The organism is Haemophilus sp. HMSC061E01 (genome assembly GCF_001810345.1).
Classification (GTDB): Bacteria; Pseudomonadota; Gammaproteobacteria; order Enterobacterales; family Pasteurellaceae; genus Haemophilus_D.
On sequence record NZ_KV801005.1, the window covers coordinates 1 to 20335 of the forward strand.

Consider the following 20335-nt stretch of genomic DNA (forward strand, 5'->3'; position numbering starts at 1 on the left):
GTCGTTGTGTGGGGCGTATTATAGGCATTTCAGAATTCTTTGCAAGTGCTTTTTTACAAAAAAATTCAATTTTTTTCTTGTCTGATGATTTAATCATCAAAGTGAATTGTCTTTGTTCAATATTCAAGGTAAATTACCTCCAAAGAGTAAGCATTCTAACGAGGTAGTTATGAATTTTGAGCAAATGATTGGTTTCGGTGTGGCAGGAAATTTCGCAGGTCATTTAGAGCAAGCCGGCGAGGCGGCTGATTTCACTCAAGTAAAAACAGAAAATGCCATTCAACCAAAAGCGATTTTCCCTTTTTATGTACCAAGTGAAAAAGCGGGCTTTCTTTCTACCTATCCTTTAAGTCACAATCAAATTAATTTTCCACAAGGCGCAGATAATCTGCAAATTGAACCTGAAATTGCACTTATTTGTGAGCTTATCTATAAAGGAAATCAAGTTGAGAAAATTATCCCGCGCTATTTTGCAGCCTATAATGATTGCTCTATTCGTCGCCCTAATGCGAAAAAAATCTGTGAAAAGAAAAACTGGGGCGAGGCAAGCAAAGGTATTTCATCCAAACTGATTCCACTTTCTTCCTTTATTAAAGGAAGCGAAATTGATCAATATCGTATTGCTTGCTTCCATAAACGCAATGACGAACTCAATACTTATGGCATTGACAGTCCAGCGATTGGTTATAGCTATTTCCACCAACAATTATTAGATTGGATCGTGGATAGAATGAACAATCAACCCGATGAAGGACCGATGAATCATATTGCCTCTTTATTAGAGCTAGCAAACTATCCGAAACAAGCGATTATTAGTATTGGTGCCACCCGTTATACTGAGTTCGGTGAAACACATTTCTTGCAACCTAATGATCTCAGTATGGTTGTCGTGTATAACGGTGAAAAATATTCTGCTGAGGAAATTGAGAAAATGGCAAAAAATAAAAAATTTGCAGATGACATTTCAGCACTTATTCAGAAAGTGGTTTAGCATACATATAAAAGTGCGGTTAATTTTGACCGCACTTTTTATTCACTTCCTTCTTAAAGAAACTTCTCCGGCATTAAAATACCGCTCGCCTTCATCAGTTATGACTTTTAAATAACCGCGTTTATCAATTCCCTGCTCTATACCTGAAATTGCGCCTTGTTCGGTAAAGACATTTACTTCATCACCAAAAAATTCATTATGGTTTATCCATTGTTGTATGAATTCCTCATCAATGCCCTTTTCTTCAAATTGAGCTAATCGAGAATAAATGCGTTGAATCACTTTAATAAGGATCGTCTCACGATCTATATTTGGATCCTGTTCGGTTAGCTGCGCATACGGCTGACTAATTTCGGTTGATTGTGGCAATTTTACATTGATCCCAATACCAACTACTAAGTTTAGCAGACCATTCTTGTTATTAATGATCTCTACCAAGATACCACCCAGCTTTCGCCCCAAAAGTAAAACATCATTTGGCCATTTCACTTTCGCATTTAACGCTTCGGCAATCGCTAAACCAATCACTAAACTTAATCCATCCAATGCTTTTTTAGGATCAATAGTCCAATAAAAACTAAAAATTAACTGCCCTGCAAACGGTGAAAGCCATTGGCGACCACGACGTCCCCGCCCTGCTGTTTGATATTCTGCCAAACACAAATCACCTTTTTTTAATTGGTTAATTTGATTCGTTATAAATTCATTTGTTGAAGAAATGGTTCGATGATAATGCACGGAATAAGGTGAAAGTACGGTCGAAATTGCTTGCGGATTTAACAAAGGCATTTCTGGCACAAGCTGATAAACCTCATTTTCTTCTCGAATATTCAATCCCACTTCTCTCAATAATGCCATTTCTTGCGCCAATTCATTTGGCGTAATATTTAAAAACGACATCAAATCTGACCGCACTTTAGGTTGGCAATCAGACAAACAATCCAATAACGATGACATATTCATTCCTTCTTATAAAAACCTTGGCAAATCTTACCATAAAAGAGAAAAAATTCATTTTCAACTACATGAAAAATCTGTATAATCCCGGCGCAATATTTTTTGACACAACTTTTAACAGCGAGATATTGCCATGCTTAGAATCAAACAAGAAGCTCTGACTTTTGACGACGTTCTACTCGTCCCAGCTCATTCAACTGTTCTTCCGAACACAGCCAACCTCTCAACTCAACTCACCAAAGAAATTCGCTTAAATATTCCTATGCTTTCTGCTGCGATGGATACTGTCACAGAAACCAAATTAGCGATCTCTTTAGCACAAGAAGGTGGCATCGGCTTTATTCACAAAAATATGACGATCGAACGCCAAGCGGATCGTGTTCGTAAAGTGAAAAAATTTGAAAGTGGTATCGTATCTGAACCTGTCACTGTTTCGCCAGATTTAACCCTTGCAGCACTTGCTGAAATGGTGAAGAAAAACGGCTTCGCAGGCTACCCTGTTGTCGATGCTGAAAATAACTTGATTGGTATCATCACTGGTCGCGACACGCGTTTCGTAAAAGATTTAAGTAAAACCGTTTCACAATTAATGACGAAGAAAGAAGACTTAGTCACCGTAAAAGAAGGTGCAAGCCGTGAAACAATTTTAGAATTAATGCATAAAAACCGCGTAGAGAAAGTGCTTGTTGTAGATGATGCTTTCAAATTAAAAGGCATGATCACCGTTAAAGACTTCCAAAAAGCGGAACAAAAACCAAATGCATGTAAAGATGAATTTGGTCGTTTACGCGTAGGTGCGGCTGTAGGTGCGGGTCCAGGTAATGAAGAACGTATTGATGCATTAGTGAAAGCCGGTGTTGATGTGTTGTTAATCGACTCTTCTCATGGTCACTCAGAAGGCGTATTACAACGCGTTCGTGAAACTCGTGCAAAATATCCAAATTTACCTATCGTTGCGGGTAACGTAGCAACGGCTGAAGGCGCTATCGCCTTAGCTGATGCGGGTGCAAGTGCAGTAAAAGTAGGTATCGGACCAGGTTCTATTTGTACAACGCGTATTGTGACTGGTGTAGGTGTTCCACAAATCACTGCTATCGCAGATGCCGCTGCAGCATTAAAAGATCGTGGTATTCCAGTTATCGCTGACGGAGGTATCCGTTTCTCTGGCGATATTGCAAAAGCTATCGCAGCAGGTGCGAGCTGTGTAATGGTTGGTTCTATGTTCGCGGGTACTGAAGAAGCGCCAGGTGAAATCGAACTTTATCAAGGTCGTGCATTTAAATCTTACCGTGGTATGGGTTCATTAGGTGCGATGGCGAAAGGCTCTTCAGACCGTTACTTCCAATCAGATAACGCGGCAGACAAACTCGTACCAGAAGGTATCGAAGGCCGTATTCCATATAAAGGTTACTTAAAAGAAATCATCCACCAACAAATGGGTGGCTTACGTTCTTGCATGGGCTTAACCGGCTGCGCAACCATCGAAGAATTACGTACAAAAGCGGAATTTGTTCGCATCAGTGGTGCGGGTATTAAAGAAAGCCATGTTCACGATGTAACTATTACTAAAGAAGCGCCAAACTATCGTATGGGCTAATTGATAAAAGAGCGGTTTATTTAACCGCTCTTTTGAAATATTTTGGGCAACTAAAAGGACTAAAATGAAAAAACTAGCATTACTCATTCCGTTTATCATATCAAGTTGTGCGCTTTTCGGACCAACTTATACTGGAGAAACAACGGCAAGTTCTTTACTAAAATCAGATACAGAACGTAATATCAATCTGGCTTTTAGAGCAATCCATAATTGTACACCAAAACAAATTCATACTCAGATCAATGATGCAAAAATCAACCCTAAAACATCTACTGTTGATTCAGCATATGAAACTTGGACAGTAAAAGGCTGTAATCAAACTGAAGTATTTAAAATTAAATATATCAGCGATGGTCAAGGTGGAACCTACATCAATATGACCACGTCAAACTAACATAAGGTAAAAAATGACAAACATCCACAACCATAAAATTCTGATCCTCGACTTTGGTTCACAATATACTCAACTGATTGCACGTCGTGTGCGTGAAATTGGTGTTTACTGCGAACTTTGGGCGTGGGATGTGACTGAAGAACAAATCCGTGAATTTAATCCAGACGGTATCATTCTTTCTGGCGGTCCAGAAAGTACCACTGAAGAAAACAGTCCGCGTGCACCAGAATATGTATTTAATGCCGGTGTGCCTGTATTGGGTATTTGTTACGGTATGCAAACCATGGCGATGCAACTTGGCGGTTTAACTGAGACCTCTGATCATCGTGAATTCGGCTACGCTTCTGTTTTAATGGATAATCCGACCGCACTTTTCGCTCATTTAAATGATGGTGACAGCAAATTAGATGTATGGATGAGCCATGGCGATAAAGTAACGCGTTTACCAGAAAACTTCCAAGTTACTGGTACGACGCCGACCTGTCCAATTGCGGCAATGTCTGACGAAAATCGTCGTTTCTACGGCGTACAATTCCACCCTGAAGTAACCCATACTAAAAAAGGCTTGGAATTATTAATGAATTTCGTAGTGAACATTTGTGGTTGCGAAACAAAATGGACAGCAGAAAACATTATCGAAGATGCCGTTGTTCGCATTAAAGAGCAAGTGGGCGATGATGAAGTGATTTTAGGTTTATCTGGTGGTGTGGACTCTTCTGTGGTTGCATTACTTTTACACCGTGCTATCGGCAAAAACTTACACTGCGTATTCGTGGATAACGGCTTACTCCGCTTACATGAAGGCGACCAAGTTATGGAAATGTTTGGCGATAAATTCGGCTTGAACATTACCCGTGTTGATGCAGAAAGCCGTTTCTTAGGCGAGCTTGCTGGTGTATCCGATCCTGAAGCAAAACGTAAAATTATCGGTAAAGTATTCGTGGATGTGTTCGATGATGAATCGAAAAAACTCACTAACGTGAAATGGTTGGCACAAGGTACGATTTATCCTGACGTAATCGAATCTGCAGCTAGCAAAACCGGTAAAGCACATGTAATTAAATCACACCACAACGTAGGTGGTTTGCCGGATTATATGAAATTAGGCTTAGTTGAACCGTTACGTGAATTGTTTAAAGATGAAGTACGTAAAATCGGTTTAGCATTAGGCTTACCGGCTGAAATGATCAACCGTCACCCATTCCCTGGCCCGGGTTTAGGCGTACGTGTATTAGGCGAAGTGAAAAAAGAATACTGCGATTTATTGCGCCGTGCCGATGCGATCTTTATCGAAGAATTACGCAACAGCGGTTGGTATGAAAAAACCAGTCAAGCCTTCAGCGTGTTCTTACCTGTGAAATCTGTAGGCGTAATGGGTGATGGCCGTAAATATGACTGGGTAATCTCGCTACGTGCAGTAGAAACCATCGACTTTATGACCGCACATTGGGCACATTTGCCTTATGATTTATTAGGCAAAGTGTCTAACCGCATCATCAACGAAGTGAATGGCATTTCTCGCGTAGTATATGACATCAGCGGAAAACCTCCAGCAACTATCGAATGGGAGTAACCTAAATCAATTTAAAGGGCAAATTATTTGCCCTTTTCTTCTTTCATAGCACTAATTTCTCTCATCAATATTCACTATGGACATTGCATTTTTACTCGGCACTAAAATTATTGAACTGACACTTATTGTGCTTATTGGTTATGGGTTGGTTAAATCAAAATTATTAAAATCTGAAGATAGCAAGACGCTTTCCGTTATTGGGCTTTATGTCATCAGTCCTGCAGTGATGATTGAAGCCTTTCAAATTGATTACACGCCTGAAATTCTACAAGGTTTACAGCTTTCACTGTTTATGGCGGTGTTTCTTCAGGTTATTCTGATTATTATTGGCAGTCTGTTAAAGCACCTATTAAACCTTGATCCTATTGAACATGCCACTTCCATTTATTCCAATTCTGGTAATTTAATTATTCCGATTGTGATGTCGTTATTTGGCAAAGAATGGGTGATTTACGCCAGCTGTTTTATTGTGGTGCAAACCTTTCTATTTTGGACGCATTGCCGTTTGATTATTGTAGGAAAAGGAAATTTATCCTTGAAGATGATTGCCAAAAACATCAATATTTGGTCAATTCTCGTCGGAGCATTTTTATTTGCTTTTCAAATAAAATTACCAAGTATTATCAATGGCACACTCTCTTCCATCGGTTTGTTTATTGGCCCAAATGCCATGCTTGTTGCGGGTATGCTGATTGCGGCAATACCTTTACGGAGCATCGTATCATCCAAACGCATTTATTTAGTCACACTTTTGCGCTTGTTACTTATTCCGATTGCATTATTGGTATTAATAAAGTTGATTGGGTTTGTACGTTGGGCTGAAAAAGGGGAAATTATTGTGTTGATTAGCTTTTTAGCAACCACGAGCCCATCAGCTTCAACTGTCACACAAATGGCGGTGATTTATAACAACAATCCACAGAAAGCCAGCGCCATCTATGGTGTAACGACGCTGCTTTGTATGTTTACTATGCCACTGGTGATTGCGTTATATCAAATATGGGGGTAAATCGTGGAAAAGTGCGGTCAATTATTTAAGCACTTTTGATGCCGGCTGCTCTTTTTTCAAACGATAAAGTTGATATAAGTTAACGAAAACTAAGAATGCGTTTAGAAGCGCAACTGGATAAGATTTGATGATCAAACTGTAAATGACAAAAAGTACCGCTCCAATTGCATTAACAACTCTCAAGTGAACAATCGATTTAAATAAAAAAGACACAGCCACAAAGAATGTTGCCAAATAGCCTAATAATTCGATGAAATTAAATTCCATAAATCTCTCCGTCAACAATGATTGAGGCGGCATCATAAAAGATTTTGGAATCGAGGAAAAGAGGCGAAATAAAGGCAACCGATTGCAATATCAAGAAATTTTTATTTCGCTCAACATTCGCTTAGATAAAGACTTTTTGCACTAAAAACATATAAAAAATTGTGCCTGCCGAGATAGAAAGAAACATGTTCTTTTTCCAGAAATGTAACCCCAATACCAAAGCACCTGCAATGAAATCGGGCAAACCGTGATAACCACTCAATACATCCACATTTTTATAGCAATACACCACTAACATCCCAAACATCGCCGCAGGCAATACTTTGCCAAGGTAACGAATATAGTCTGGAATCGGGCGATTGGCGGGAAAGATCCAGAATGGCAATAATCGAGTAAATTGTACGCACACAATACAAATCACAATGGTGATAATTTGTTCCATCAATGTCATTTTAGTGCCTCCAATTTAGATGAAAGTTTCGGTCGTCTTACGGTTAATAGAATCCAAATACTAATGAGTGTTGGCACTAAAAAATGCTCTTTCCCAACAATTAATAGCGATGCAAAAGCCACACCTAAACCTAATAATGAGCTTTCATGAGATTTCTCTTTAAGCCAGTTTTCAGCAAAAATCACCAGGAAAAGTGCAGTCATACCAAACTCTACCCCTTTTAAATCAAAAGGAATGATTGAACCAAATAGATTACCTAATCCCGCTCCTACAACCCAATAAAGATGGAGATAAAAACTGACAAAGAACATATACCAGCCTTTATCTAAATGATCGGGAATCTTCGCCATATAGTTAAGGGAAAAACTTTCATCGACTAGGGTACTAATTAAATACCAACGTTTTTTTCCGAGTTGAGCACCATATTTTTCTAACATGGAAATGCCATAAAAAATTTGGCGACCACTTACCATCAGCGTAACCAACGCAACACTTAAAGGCGAAAAAGGCATAACTAAGGCGGCGGCTGCAATAAATTCCACGGAGCCCGCATAAATGAGTGCTGCCATTGCAACGGGGAACCAAACACCGAATCCAAGTGCTTTCATGTAAATGCCGTATGCTATGCCTAAAAATAAAAAGCCGGCAAGCATTGGCATGCTGTAAGGAAATGCCGCTTTTGCTGCGGCTTTGATGGGATTTTCTGTCACTACTTCTGACATATTGACCTACTACAACTCTAAAACAGACAAACCAGGTAAGGTCGAAAAACTTTGTGCTTTTACTGTTTGATGGAAATCTTCGATATAAGCTAAATTAGCATCTTCTTTACGAATCGCGGCATAGAGATTACTGTACAACCCTTCTTCTGTAATTTTACGCGCCACCACATACCCTTTTTCTAAATAAGGTAATGCCGCCCAATAAGGTACGGTAGCAATGCCTCGACGACTCGCTACTAATTGGATCAAGGCGATCGTTAGCTCCGTTGTACGACGTGGCGGATTAATACCTTTTGGTTTCAACACTTGACGATATAAATCTAACATATCATCAGGAACAGGATAGGTTACCCAAGTTTCTTCAGCGAAATCTTCCGCCTGCCAAACCTCTTTATTGGCTAATGGATGATCTTTAGAACAGATTCCCACCATTTCATAAGAAAATAACGGCTTAAATAAAACATCATCATTTTGTTCAACTTCAGACACGATAGCCCAATCTGCACGATGAGATAATAACAATCCAACCGGATCAGTGTGGAAACCAGACACAATATCCAATTCTACCAAGCTCCAATGCTGACGAAATTCATCCATCGCAGGCATTAACCAGTCGAAACAGGTATGACACTCCACTGCAATTCGCAACTGCCCTGCATCACCGTGTTTTACACGTGCAAGTTCACGTTCTGCATCTACCACTTTCGGAAGAATTTCATTGGCAAGACGAATCAAACGATCGCCAGCTGCGGTAAAACGCAATGGATTACTTTTACGCTCAAACAAAGGTAAGCCGAATTGCTCTTCCATTAACTTAATTTGATGAGAAAGTGCCGATTGTGTTAAATAAACACGTTTTGCCGCCATCGAAACGCTGCCTGTTTCCTTCAAAGCAAGCAAGGTTCTTAGGTGACGAAGTTCAAGAAATGTTGGTTTCATTAGAATAATTCATAAAGTTATCGCATTAGATGAGCAACATGATAACGCAAATTAAATTGTGCGAAAAGAAAGTGCGGTCAAAAACGTTGATATTTTTGACCGCACTTAAGTCGATTATTTATCTAATTGAACAGGAAGAAATAAGCTCAATGGTCGTTTTTTCACAATTTGGCAAACTTCATGCCAAATTGGCCACCAGCTATCAATTTCCGCATTCAAAGAACGCAATGCAACCCAAAGCGTTAATGAAAAACTGACAATTAAATTCACTAAACCAATCAACAATACAAAAGCAATGCATTGTAAAAGCAATGAATAGGTAAAATGTCCGCTCACGGCAATATAGCCCACATTTGCAGATGAAAATGCCACATGACGAATATCTAACGGAAGATGCGTTAAGTACCCCACCACACCGGTAATCCCAAGCAGCATACCAAAGCAAAGGTTACCAATTAGCGAGCCATAATTCTCATGCATATAATTAGCAAATTTAACGCGAGTCTTCTCAGACATTAGTTTTTTCAATAACGGATGCTGAGTTAAACGCATACGCATATTCAAATAATTGCTACGGTTATCAAAATAGCCCGAAATAATCCCTGAACAGAATAACCATACCCCCGCAATGGCGGCAAACCATAAGGTTCCCGCAAAAGGATCAATACTATGTAATTGATACGCGATTTGATCAGCATTCATCAATGGTTCACCTGTTTTATATTGGTAACCAAACGCAATCAATGCGGCTAATCCCATCGCAATGAGCACATTACCTAGCACAGCAATACTTTGAGAACGAAATACATCCACTAATAATTGGGCTAATTTCATATTGACGGTTTTACCTTGAGGCGTTTTTTCAACTGCTTCAGCAAAGCGAGCGGCTGTCATGGCTGGCTGTTTGGTTGCCACCGTGAAATGCAGCATAAAGATCACCATGAAACCTAAGCCGTAATTTAAACCTTCTGCAATCCCTTTCCAGACTTTGTCATCAATGATGCTACCTAGATAGGTTTTAAATAACGCCATTAGTGCAATTAACACTCCACCGCCCGCTGCAGAATAAAACATTGCCCAATACTCTTTTTTATCTCTCGTAATGTAATGCTCACCATGATCGCCGGCATTCTGCGTAACACTACGAGCCATTAATCCTGAGCTTTGTTTCCATAGTCGAGAAATACTATGACGTTCCGCTGCCGCACGGGCAAAACAACCGGTTAATAATAAGATTCGACGCGGTAAATAGCGATTTGAAACAAAAATCGCCATCAAGGTTTCTAATCGTTCTAAAGTCTGGGAAAGACGTTCCAATAAATACGCCGTATTTAAGGACGATCCCACTACTGCCCCACGTTTCTGTAAGCCAATAATCAATGCCTTACATTGATCAAACATTACCTGTAAATGGCTATCATCAAAAGCCGTTGATTGGCGACGCGCCTCTACCCAATCAACCACTTCATGATGCAATGCCACAAAAGGTGAATCCGCATTCAACAGAGAGGGCTCCATTCGCATCAACTCAGGATCCATATCTTCAGCCGCAATCCAAATTGAAAGCATTTCAATGGCAAATAGCCCTTCACTTTCAATATGATTTTTTAACCGTTCACGATCTTTTTGTTCTGTATAACGGGTTAAAACACCAAATACGCCTCGCCATGTTTTTAATGGGACGGCATCAATCCAGCGGGCATCATTTTTATCGCTAAACAATAAATAAAAAATATCACGTAAATCATTAATATCTTTAAAAGACGGGTTAAAACGCTCATAAATACGCGTTTTCATTTCTTGCCCAAAACCGCCACGCGTAAGAATCCCACTACTAATAAACAACGGATAAAGGCGTAAACCACATAACCAACCGCATAATAATTTCGAAACAGAATAGCCTAATTCTTTATCGTTCTTTAAGATAAACTTAAATAAATGCAAGGTCGGAGAAATTTTTTCTGTGGGGCTGCTACGTAATAATTGGCACAAGCCCTCTACGAGACCAAAAGCATCGTTTTCCGTCACTTTGTTACGCAAAAATTGCGGTAAGGTATCGGTTTTAATCATGAGCTTTCCCCTTATATCGTTTATATTCAAAAGCGAGACATTATACAGCTCTGTTGGATAAAGTAAAAATGAGCGGAAAAGTGCGGTCAATTTTGAAAGGATTTTAAAAGAAAAGGCGTATGCTTCCATACGCCTTTAAATTGATATTATTTCTCTTTCTTCAGCAAGAAAATACCTTGTTCAGAGAAATTCACATAAGCTTGTTTGAGATCAGCATTGAAGTCTTCTGGTTTGGTGTTAATGAGCAATTCTTTGCCTGCCCAAATTGCCACCACTTCCCAGTGGTTACCCATATAGACTGCACTCTTGATTTCACATTGTTGTGCTGCCTCGCCTTCTGCTTTTAAGTAAATCGCTTCAGGACGAACGCCCACTAAGCATTCACCATCCGGTAAATTAAATTGCGCCGCATTACTTAATGGTAATTTGTAGCCATTCACGTCAATGGTGCCATTTTCTAATTTACCTTCAAAGATGCTTGATTCGCCCATGAAGTTTGCAAGGAATAAAGAATTTGGACGCAAATAAAGCTCTTTTGCTGGCGCTTTTTGCATGATTTTACCTTTATTCATCACAATAACTTCATCGGATACCGCAAATGCTTCGGTTTGGTCATGAGTCACATAAAGTGAGGTAATACCTAAACTTTGTTGTAATTCACGGATTTTTTCACGCATAGAACGACGTAAGTTTGCATCCAAGTTACTTAATGGTTCATCAAAAAGTAATACTTTTGGTTTTAACACTAACGCACGTGCTAATGCCACACGTTGTTGTTGACCACCCGAAATTTGATCCACAAAACGATCTTCAAAACCCGCTAAGTCAACCAATTCTAACGCTTCTTTTACACGTTTAGCACGCTCTTCTTTACCCACTCCTTGCATACGTAAACCATAGCCAACGTTATCACCGATACTCATGTGTGGGAATAACGCATAAGATTGGAATACGATACAAATATCACGATTTTGAATAGATGATTTGGTTACATCTTCACCATCGATAAAAATCTGACCTGAAGTTGGGTTTTCTAAGCCTGCCACTAAACGTAACACCGTGGTTTTACCACAACCAGATGGCCCTAATAAGGTCACCATGGTGCCACGTTTAATGGTTAAATCTAAATTATCAATGACTGTGGATTTACCAAAAGATTTGGTGATATTTTTTAATACTAAGAAATCATTATTACTCATAATATTTACCTACAACTTAACGAGTTAATTCATTTTTTTCGCTTTAGAACGGGAAATTCGGGTATCACCCACAATCCAGTCAAAGAATAAAATAATGGCCATCATCACGATGATTAAAATTGAACCGTATGCGATAGCAACACCATATTCACCATCTTCTACACGGTTTAAAATATAGGCTGTTGCCACACGTGTATCAGCGGTGACTAAGAAGATAATCGCACTCACGGTAGTCATCGCACGAACGAAGCTGGTGACCAAGGCTGAAAGTAACGCTGGTTTTAACAATGGTAAAACGATAAACCATAATGTTTTCCATGAGCTACCTTTTAAAGAAAGAGACGCTTCATCGAGTGATTTATCTAATTGACCAAGACCTGCGATGGCTGCACGCATACCGATTGGTAAATCACGCATCACCATTGAAATGATCACGATAATGCTTGTACCTGTAATGTAAAGTGGCGCATTGTTAAAGGCTAAAATATAAGATACCCCTGCAACGGTTCCTGGTACCGCAAAACAAAGCATAGTTAAGAACTCAAGGGATTTTTTACCTTGGAAATCTTTACGCACCACAATATAGGCAATTAATAAACCGAAAAGTGCGGTCAATGGTGCGGCAATTCCTGCATAGATTAAGGTATTAATCAATGATGGCCATGCCCCATCGCTTAAACCTTGGCCGAATAACATCGCATAGTTTCTCAAGGTTAAGGTGTAATCCACACCCCAGTTTACGGTGAAACTACCGTAGAAAATACTGCCGTATAACGCTAAGTTAAAGAGTACCCAGAAACCAAGCATACCGATGATGGTATATTTTAAGCCGGTTGGTAAATCTTGTACGTCACCGCGATAGGATTTACCTGAAACGGTTACATAAGAACGGTTACCAATCCAAATATATTGGATGATAAATACGGCTAATGAGAAGATTAAAAGCATCGAACCTAAGGTACTTGCTGAAGCATAATCTAATTGTGAGCCTGCGATATAGAAGTAGATTTGTGTCGCGATGACGTCAAAGCTACCGCCTAATACTAACGGGTTACTAAAGTCCGCTAAGGATTGGATAAACACGATTAAAAATGAGTTTGCCAATGCTGGACGTAATAATGGGAAGATGATATTGAAGAAAGTTTGGTAACGATTTGCACGCAAGGTGTAAGAGGCTTCTTCAATTGATGGATGAACCGATTTTAATGCTCCATCTAAAATCATGAATGAAATCGGTGCAAATGCAAGAATCTGCGCAATGGCAATCCCGTTAAAACCGTATAACCAGTTGTGGTTCTCAAATCCAAATGTTGAAGCTAAGAACTCAGTCACATAACCAGAACGACCAAGCATCAATGTTACCCCTAAACCCACAACGAATGGTGGAGTTACGATAGGTAAAATAGAGAAAATTTTACCAATGAATGCCGTTCTACGTGCAATACGGGTGGTATAAAGTGCAAATGCTAAACCGAAAATCGTTGATACGATACCTACAAAGCCTGATAAGAATAGCGAGTTACTAATCACACGTACAATGTAGCTTTGAGTCAAAATTCGCATCACTTGTTGTGGTGCAAAAGTATCACCGTCATAGAACATTGAAACAAAGATGGCCAATGTCGGGTAAACGATGAAGAAGAAAATTAATAAGATAATGCAAAGTAAAGAGGCGATAATAAATTTATCCCCTTGCATCACTTTTAATTTTGCGAAGGAAAATGTTGCTAATGCGGTTAAACTGGCGATTAATACAATCACTGAATAACCCATGCTGACTTTACAAATTGTTGCACTGACAAAGATAAATAATGTCGCTGCTGCAATAAGATATAGCTCTGCTTTCGCTTGTGTATCCTTAGGCAATTTAAGAAGTGGCATCAATCCGTATAAAAGAACCGGTAAAAACCATAATGCCGTAATATTTAATGAAGACCACCCCATTGCACCTAGGTATTCATCGCTTGTGCTTTCAAACAAGCCATAATCTAAAGCGTGGGAAGGCAGAAGAAGAAATGCAATCACTGCAAGAATTATCCAAAAGTTCGCTGATTGGATAATAGGAAGTTTATTTGCGTTCATACAACCTCGCATAAAAGAAAAAAAGCGAAATAATATAATAGCTATTATTTCGCTATGTATACATCATTATTTTGCTAATTTAACATCATCAACCCATTTTGTGATCAAACGTTTACGTAAATCACTTGAGCCGTATTTGTCAAAATCATAATTAATTAAATTGATGGATTTAAAATCGAGCGCATAAGGCGATTGCTCAGCAGTGCTATTGGTTAAAATAGAATACGCTTCCCCTTTTTTCCAGGTTAACTCTTGAGCTTCTTTTGATAACGCCCAATCCACAAATAATTTTGCATTTTCAAGGTTTCTTGCACCTTTAATAATGCTCACGCCACCAATTTCATAGCCTGTACCTTCGCAAGGAACAACTAATTCAACTGGTGCGCCTTTTGCTTTCTCTAAAGAATATTCATGTAAAAAACCAATTCCGATTGCGGTTTCACCACGCGCTGTATTACGGGTTGCGGTGTTACCGGATTTGGTATATTGGGAAACGTTTTTATTGAGTTCTTTGAGATATTTGAATGCTTCATCCTCGCCCCAAAGTTGGATATAGGTGGCTAATTGTGTATAACCTGTTCCAGAACTTTGTGGATCAGCTGCTTGGATCTCATTACGGTACGCAGGATCGGCTAGATCTTTCCAACATTTTGGTGTCGGCAAATTGAGTTTTTTCAAACGTTCTGGGTTAATACCGAAGCCTAATACACCGAGATAAATCGCGGAGGAATAGTTGCCTTTAATTTTAGCTGGGTCTCTAAACTGTTCAGGAATTTGTGCAAGATTTGGTGACTTATACGCTTCAAGTAAGCCCATTTCACCCGCTTGAGAATGCGGATCAAGCGTACCGCCATACCACACATCCCCTTGAGGGTTGTCTTTCTCAGCATCAATTTTGGCTAAAATTGTGCCTGTACCACCACGGATAAAACTAGTTTTGATTCCGTATTTTTTCTCAAAAGCCATGGTTTCTTGCTCGCACATCGTATTTTGTGCACTACAATAAACCACTAAACGACCTTCTGCAGCAGATGCGTGAGAGCTTAGCAACACGCCACCAAATACAACACCAGAAAGTGCTAAAGCAACGTTAGACATTTTCATTGGTCCACTCCTGTGTTTATAAAATAAGATGAGCTAATACGCTCATCGTAGAAACCCACGTAAAAATCTATCTAGTGGGGCTAAAATGGTAAAAGTGCGGTCAAAAAATCTCATGTTTTTCAACCGCACTTTAAACATTATTTCGCTAATTTAACGTCTTGAACCCATTTTTCAATTAAGGCTTTGCGTTGTTCAGTTGCACCGTATTTTTCAAAGTCATAATTGATGAGGTTCAGTTTATTTGGATCAAACGCAGTTGGCGATTGTTCCGCTGTGGTGTTGGTTAAGATTTGTAAAGAATCGCCTTGTTTCCACGCTAACTCTTGACCTTCTTTAGATAATGCCCAATCCACGAATAATTTTGCGTTATCAATGTTACGCGCACCTTTTAAGATACTTACGCCACCTAACTCGTAACCAGTACCTTCACAAGGCACCACTAATTCCAACGGCGCACCTTGACGTTTTTCAAGTGCGTAATCGTGTAAGAAACCGATACCTACCGCAGTTTCACCACGTGCCGCATTACGAGACGGAGTGACACCTGATTTGGTGTATTGAGATACGTTTGGATGTAATGCTTTTAAGAAATCAAAGGCTTTTTCTTCGCCCCAAAGTTGAACGAAAGTAGCCAACGCAGTGTATGCTGTACCAGCACTTTGTGGGTCAGCAATTTGCACTTCGCCTTTTAAACGAGGATCCGTTAAATCTTTCCAGCATTTTGGTACTTCTTTAATACCTAATTTCGCTAAACGCTCGGTATTCACACCAAAACCTAAGATACCCATGTAAATAGCGGATACATAATGTCCTTTGGTTTTCGCTGGATCACGGAAACGTTCAACAATTTCATCAATGTGTTTAGATTTATAAGGTTCGATTAAACCTAATTCTGCCGCTTGTGCTTGAGGGTCGAATGTACCACCAAACCAAACGTCTGCTTGTGGATTATTTTTTTCTGCTTCAACTTTTGCAAAAGTACTGCCTGAACCGTTGCGAATAAATGAGGTTTTCACATCATATTTTTCGCCAAAGGCTTTCGTTGTCGTTTCACAAAGAATATTGGTCGCACTACAATACACCACTAAACGCCCTTGAGCATTAACGGCTGATGATGTCATGAAGCCTGCAGCTAAAAGTGCGGTTGAAATGGAGAGAGAAATTTTATTCATTTTCATCGTACACTCCTCATAAATAACACTGATGAAATAATAAAAACGAGCACATCGTAAGCGCAAACGAAAAAAAATTCCGTGAACTACTTCACAAATTTAAAAAATTTAAATAAAAAAGAAAGGTGAATTTAAACTGATTTTTCTTTATAATCCCACTAATTTTTACCTTCCGTTTTTTGAGGACGTTTTATGTCAAACTCATCTTGTATCATCATTGCTATCACGGGGGCATCCGCTTCAGGGAAAAGCTCCATTGCATCTACCGTTCACAAAGAACTTTGTAATGAATTAGGTTGCCAAGAAATTGGCATCATTGCAGAAGACAGCTACTACAAAGATCAAAGTCATTTGGAAATGAGTGAACGTGTGAAAATGAACTACGACCACCCGAATTCAATGGACAGAGATTTACTTATTCAACACTTGAAAGAGTTAAAAAACGGAACTGCCGTGGATATTCCGGTCTATAGTTATGTTGAACACACCAGAACAGGTGAAACCAAACACTTCACGCCGAAAAAAATTGTGATTTTAGAAGGGATCTTATTGCTTACTGATGAGCGAGTTCGCCAATTAGCCGATATTTCAGTCTTCGTGGATACACCATTAGACATTTGTTTTATCCGTCGTTTACAACGTGATATGGAAGAACGTGGTCGTTCACTACAATCTGTCATTGATCAATATCGTGCAACTGTGCGCCCAATGTTCATGCAATTTATCGAACCATCAAAACAATATGCGGATATCGTGATTCCTCGTGGTGGTAAAAACCGTATTGCGATCAATATGTTAAAAGCTCAAATTCTTCATTTGTTAAACCAAAAATAGGAAAAATCATGCGTCTTTGCGATACCGATATCGAACGCTATCTAGATGATGGCATTATTTCTTTAACGCCTCGTCCTGAAAATGACAAAATCAATGGTGCGACCATTGATGTGCGTTTAGGCAATTCATTTCGCGTATTTCGTGAACATTCCGCGCCTTATATTGATTTAAGTGGACCGAAAGAAGAAGTCTCTGCTCAACTTGAATCAGTGATGAGTGACGAAATTATTATCGGTGATGATGAAGCCTTCTTCTTACACCCTGGTATGTTGGCGTTAGCAACCACATTGGAGTCAGTGAAACTCCCTGCCAATATTATCGGTTGGCTAGATGGTCGTTCTTCACTTGCTCGTTTAGGTTTAATGGTTCACGTGACCGCTCATCGTATTGATCCAGGTTGGGAAGGCAAAATTGTGTTGGAATTCTACAACTCCGGCAAATTACCTTTAGCATTACGTCCTAATATGGTAATTGGTGCTTTAAGTTTTGAAGTGTTAAGTGGCCCTGCTGCACGCCCGTATATAAGCCGAAAAGATGCGAAATACAAACATCAACAAAATGCGGTAGCGAGCCGAATTAATGAGGATTAATCTATGAAAAAGATCGCAATTAGCCTGTTGATCGTGCTGTTTGCGATCTTTGCTTTTTTTTATGTTCAACTTCAACAAGCTAAAAGTCTTTTGACCGAACAACTGACGAAACGAGATATTCAACTTGAAACGGTAAGTATTAGCCTCTTTCCACAGCCTGTTATTTCCTTAGAAAAGGTTAAATATCACGCGATTTCTGCACAAAAAATTGAAGGAAAATTACCTTTTATTTCACTCGTTTTTGGGAATCCAACGATTGACGAAATTCAAATCCAGCAAGCTCGCTTTACCGAAAATGCATTGAATTCAGCCAATATCCGCATGGTATTTTCAGATTTTTCACTCAAACAATTTTTAAAAAAAGATCTTACTTTTAATGGTAGCAACCATATTTGGGTGAACCTTGAAAAACCTATTTATGGCAACACCGCAACCTTTGATTTTCTTTTTAACAAAGGAAATATCGCCCTTCGTCAGGAAGGTGAATCACTTATTCAATTTGATGACGTGCAATTAAATCAGCAAAAATTAGGCTATATTGAAATTCATGCTGATTTAACTAAGCCACAGAAACTTGCCATTGGTTACATTCGACCAACATGTACCACGAATTGTCTTGCCGTACTCAAATTTAGTAGCTATCTGCAAAAAAGTGCGGTCAATTTTTCTGGTAAAAATTTTCCGTTAACACAGTTGTTAGCGTTACTTAATTTTCCTCAAACCATGACGGGCACAAGTGATTTTAATGTTCAATTAGCTTTTGCAAATTCAGAATTAGCCCAAGGGAAATTTGATTTTAATGCACGTGATGGTGAACTTTTAGGACTTAATCTACTAGATATGGCGGCACAGTATTTACCGATTAATTACAACAGTGATTTAACCGCGAGTAGAAATATGAACACGCCTTATGAGCGTTTTGAATCAAGCCTTTCATTCGAAAATCATTTGCTTAAAGTCGATAAAATAAACTTAAAAACAACCGCACTTTTAGCTGAAGGTGCTGGAGCCATTGATTTAGATAATGTACAATGCGACGTCAATTTAACCTTAAAATCCACTAACGAAAAATACAAAAAGCTGGCATTGCCTATTCGCTTTTTCGATAGTTGCTACTCACCACAGTATAAGGTGAATATTGACCAAAACTTTCGTCATCAATTGAAAGAATTAATTAAAGAGAAATTAAAATAATGTCATTTTATCAGAAAGCAGAAAGAACCCAATATTGGCGCGTAGTCATCATGGCTTGCGCCGCTTTTATTTTTAACACCACGGAATTTGTGCCAGTTGCGTTACTCACTGACATCGGACAAAGTTTTGATATGCAAAGCTCCGATGTAGGTTTAATGATGACCGTTTATGCTTGGACGGTTATGATTATGTCTTTACCCGCCATGCTCGCGACAGGTGATATGGAACGTAAAGGCTTATTGCTGAAACTTTTCGTTATTTTTATCATCGGCCATATTATCTCGGTCATTGCGTGGAATTATTGGATTCTTCTCATTGCTCGTATGTGTATTGCGGTAGCGCATTCACTCTTCTGGGCAATTACCGCATCATTAGTGATGCGTGTGGCACCGAAGAATAAGAAAACACAAGCAATTGGTATGCTCGCTATCGGTACATCCCTTGCGACTATTTTAGGCTTACCATTAGGCCGTTTAGTCGGTCAATTAGTTGGTTGGCGTATTACTTTCGCAATCATTGCAGCATTAGCTTTGGTTGTGATGGTATTTATTATGCGTTTATTACCAAACCTACCAAGTAAAAATGCAGGCTCGTTATCTAGTCTGCCGATTTTAGCAAAACGTCCATTACTTATTGGACTTTATGCCACAACGGTAATCATTGTTTCAGCACACTTTACCGCTTATACCTACATTGAACCCTTTATGGTTCAAATCGGCGAACTAGATCCAAATCTTGCGACAATAATTTTGTTGGTATTTGGGGTTTCTGGCATTACCGCAAGTGTGATCTTTAACCGCTTATACCGCTTTGGTCCAACCCAATTTATCAGTACGGCAATGATTTTATTGGCAGTCTCTTTAGCATTTATGCTTGTTTCTGCAACTTATACCGCCACCATGTTTACCCTTGCTTTTATTTGGGGTATTGGCATTTCTTGTATCGGACTGGCATTACAAATGCGTGTACTGCAACTTGCACCAGATGCAACAGACGTAGCAAGTGCCATTTATTCAGGTATTTTCAATGCGGGTATTGGTGCCGGCGCACTGTTTGGTAACCAAATCGCTCGCCATATTGGTCTTGAATATATTGGCTTTACGGGCGCAGCATTAGCGATGATTGCACTCGGCATCTTTGTCTTCTTCAACTTTCGCTATCGTTCTCAAAACGTCTAAAAAAATGACCGC

At 39.3% G+C, this 20335-nt stretch carries 19 protein-coding genes; 9 read left to right on the forward strand and 10 right to left on the reverse strand.

The genetic code is table 11. The features are described from left to right. The first annotated feature begins 169 nt into the window (after window positions 1-169). Window positions 170-991 carry a DUF5718 family protein gene (locus tag HMPREF2732_RS03420; RefSeq protein WP_070591166.1) on the forward strand — a complete coding sequence of 274 codons (822 nt, stop codon included), beginning with the start codon at window positions 170-172 and terminating at the stop codon, window positions 989-991. Window positions 992-1033: 42 nt separating this feature from the next. Here HMPREF2732_RS03420 and birA read toward each other — a convergent pair whose 3' ends face one another. Then, entirely contained in the window at window positions 1034-1948 is a 915-nt protein-coding gene (gene birA, locus HMPREF2732_RS03425) for a bifunctional biotin--[acetyl-CoA-carboxylase] ligase/biotin operon repressor BirA (protein WP_049384783.1), read from the reverse strand. Window positions 1949-2081: 133 nt separating this feature from the next. Here birA and guaB point away from each other — a divergent pair, with 133 nt between their 5' ends. The 4 genes from guaB (at window position 2082) to HMPREF2732_RS03445 (ending at window position 6521) form a co-directional block, all read left to right on the forward strand. Next, entirely contained in the window at window positions 2082-3545 is a 1464-nt protein-coding gene (gene guaB, locus HMPREF2732_RS03430) for an IMP dehydrogenase (RefSeq protein WP_049384782.1), read from the forward strand. Between the two features lie 64 nt (window positions 3546-3609). Beyond that, window positions 3610-3939: a hypothetical protein gene (locus HMPREF2732_RS03435; protein ID WP_049365428.1), complete on the forward strand. Its 330-nt coding sequence runs from the start codon at window positions 3610-3612 to the stop codon at window positions 3937-3939. Between the two features lie 13 nt (window positions 3940-3952). Then, complete coding sequence (gene guaA, locus HMPREF2732_RS03440) at window positions 3953-5512, forward strand: glutamine-hydrolyzing GMP synthase (RefSeq protein ID WP_049384781.1); 1560 nt, start codon at window positions 3953-3955, stop codon at window positions 5510-5512. Between the two features lie 76 nt (window positions 5513-5588). Then, complete coding sequence (locus HMPREF2732_RS03445) at window positions 5589-6521, forward strand: AEC family transporter (RefSeq protein ID WP_049384780.1); 933 nt, start codon at window positions 5589-5591, stop codon at window positions 6519-6521. A 21-nt stretch (window positions 6522-6542) separates the two neighbouring features. Here HMPREF2732_RS03445 and HMPREF2732_RS03450 read toward each other — a convergent pair whose 3' ends face one another. The 9 genes from HMPREF2732_RS03450 to HMPREF2732_RS03490 all read right to left on the reverse strand — a co-directional run bounded on the left by HMPREF2732_RS03450 (window position 6543) and on the right by HMPREF2732_RS03490 (window position 16533). Beyond that, window positions 6543-6788 (reverse strand): YgjV family protein, encoded by a 246-nt coding sequence (locus HMPREF2732_RS03450; protein ID WP_049384779.1) that lies wholly within the window; start codon window positions 6786-6788, stop codon window positions 6543-6545. 121 nt (window positions 6789-6909) lie between these two features. Next, a complete protein-coding gene (locus HMPREF2732_RS03455) occupies window positions 6910-7239 on the reverse strand; it encodes a branched-chain amino acid transporter permease (RefSeq protein ID WP_014065151.1) in 330 nt (109 codons plus the stop codon). Then, entirely contained in the window at window positions 7236-7961 is a 726-nt protein-coding gene (gene azlC / locus HMPREF2732_RS03460; protein WP_049362213.1) for an azaleucine resistance protein AzlC, read from the reverse strand. The genes HMPREF2732_RS03455 and azlC overlap by 4 nt, the downstream gene beginning before the upstream one ends. Window positions 7962-7970: 9 nt before the next feature. After that, complete coding sequence (locus tag HMPREF2732_RS03465; protein ID WP_005697769.1) at window positions 7971-8900, reverse strand: LysR family transcriptional regulator; 930 nt, start codon at window positions 8898-8900, stop codon at window positions 7971-7973. A 114-nt stretch (window positions 8901-9014) separates the two neighbouring features. Next, complete coding sequence (locus HMPREF2732_RS03470; RefSeq protein ID WP_070591169.1) at window positions 9015-10970, reverse strand: site-specific recombinase; 1956 nt, start codon at window positions 10968-10970, stop codon at window positions 9015-9017. 146 nt (window positions 10971-11116) lie between these two features. Continuing rightward, window positions 11117-12169, reverse strand: a complete 1053-nt coding sequence (fbpC, locus tag HMPREF2732_RS03475) for a ferric ABC transporter ATP-binding protein (protein WP_005697795.1) — start codon at window positions 12167-12169, stop codon at window positions 11117-11119. A 24-nt stretch (window positions 12170-12193) separates the two neighbouring features. After that, window positions 12194-14251: an ABC transporter permease gene (locus HMPREF2732_RS03480; protein ID WP_070591171.1), complete on the reverse strand. Its 2058-nt coding sequence runs from the start codon at window positions 14249-14251 to the stop codon at window positions 12194-12196. Window positions 14252-14317: 66 nt separating this feature from the next. Further along, a complete protein-coding gene (locus tag HMPREF2732_RS03485) occupies window positions 14318-15355 on the reverse strand; it encodes an ABC transporter substrate-binding protein (protein ID WP_005696379.1) in 1038 nt (345 codons plus the stop codon). A 137-nt stretch (window positions 15356-15492) separates the two neighbouring features. Then, on the reverse strand, window positions 15493-16533 hold the full coding sequence (locus HMPREF2732_RS03490; protein WP_005697792.1) for an ABC transporter substrate-binding protein: 1041 nt from the start codon (window positions 16531-16533) through the stop codon (window positions 15493-15495). Between the two features lie 186 nt (window positions 16534-16719). On the opposite strand from HMPREF2732_RS03490, the gene udk reads away from it, so the two are divergent. The 4 genes from udk to HMPREF2732_RS03510 are packed head-to-tail and all read left to right on the forward strand — an operon-like array spanning window position 16720 to window position 20323. Next, complete coding sequence (gene udk / locus HMPREF2732_RS03495; RefSeq protein ID WP_070591173.1) at window positions 16720-17361, forward strand: uridine kinase; 642 nt, start codon at window positions 16720-16722, stop codon at window positions 17359-17361. An 8-nt stretch (window positions 17362-17369) separates the two neighbouring features. Further along, window positions 17370-17951: a dCTP deaminase gene (dcd, locus tag HMPREF2732_RS03500; protein ID WP_049370185.1), complete on the forward strand. Its 582-nt coding sequence runs from the start codon at window positions 17370-17372 to the stop codon at window positions 17949-17951. Between the two features lie 3 nt (window positions 17952-17954). Further along, window positions 17955-19145, forward strand: coding sequence for an AsmA-like C-terminal region-containing protein (locus HMPREF2732_RS03505; protein ID WP_070591176.1), 1191 nt, complete (start codon window positions 17955-17957; stop codon window positions 19143-19145). Further along, window positions 19145-20323 carry a sugar transporter gene (locus HMPREF2732_RS03510; protein ID WP_070591179.1) on the forward strand — a complete coding sequence of 393 codons (1179 nt, stop codon included), beginning with the start codon at window positions 19145-19147 and terminating at the stop codon, window positions 20321-20323. Before HMPREF2732_RS03505 ends, HMPREF2732_RS03510 begins: the two co-directional genes overlap by 1 nt. Window positions 20324-20335 lie beyond the last annotated feature (12 nt).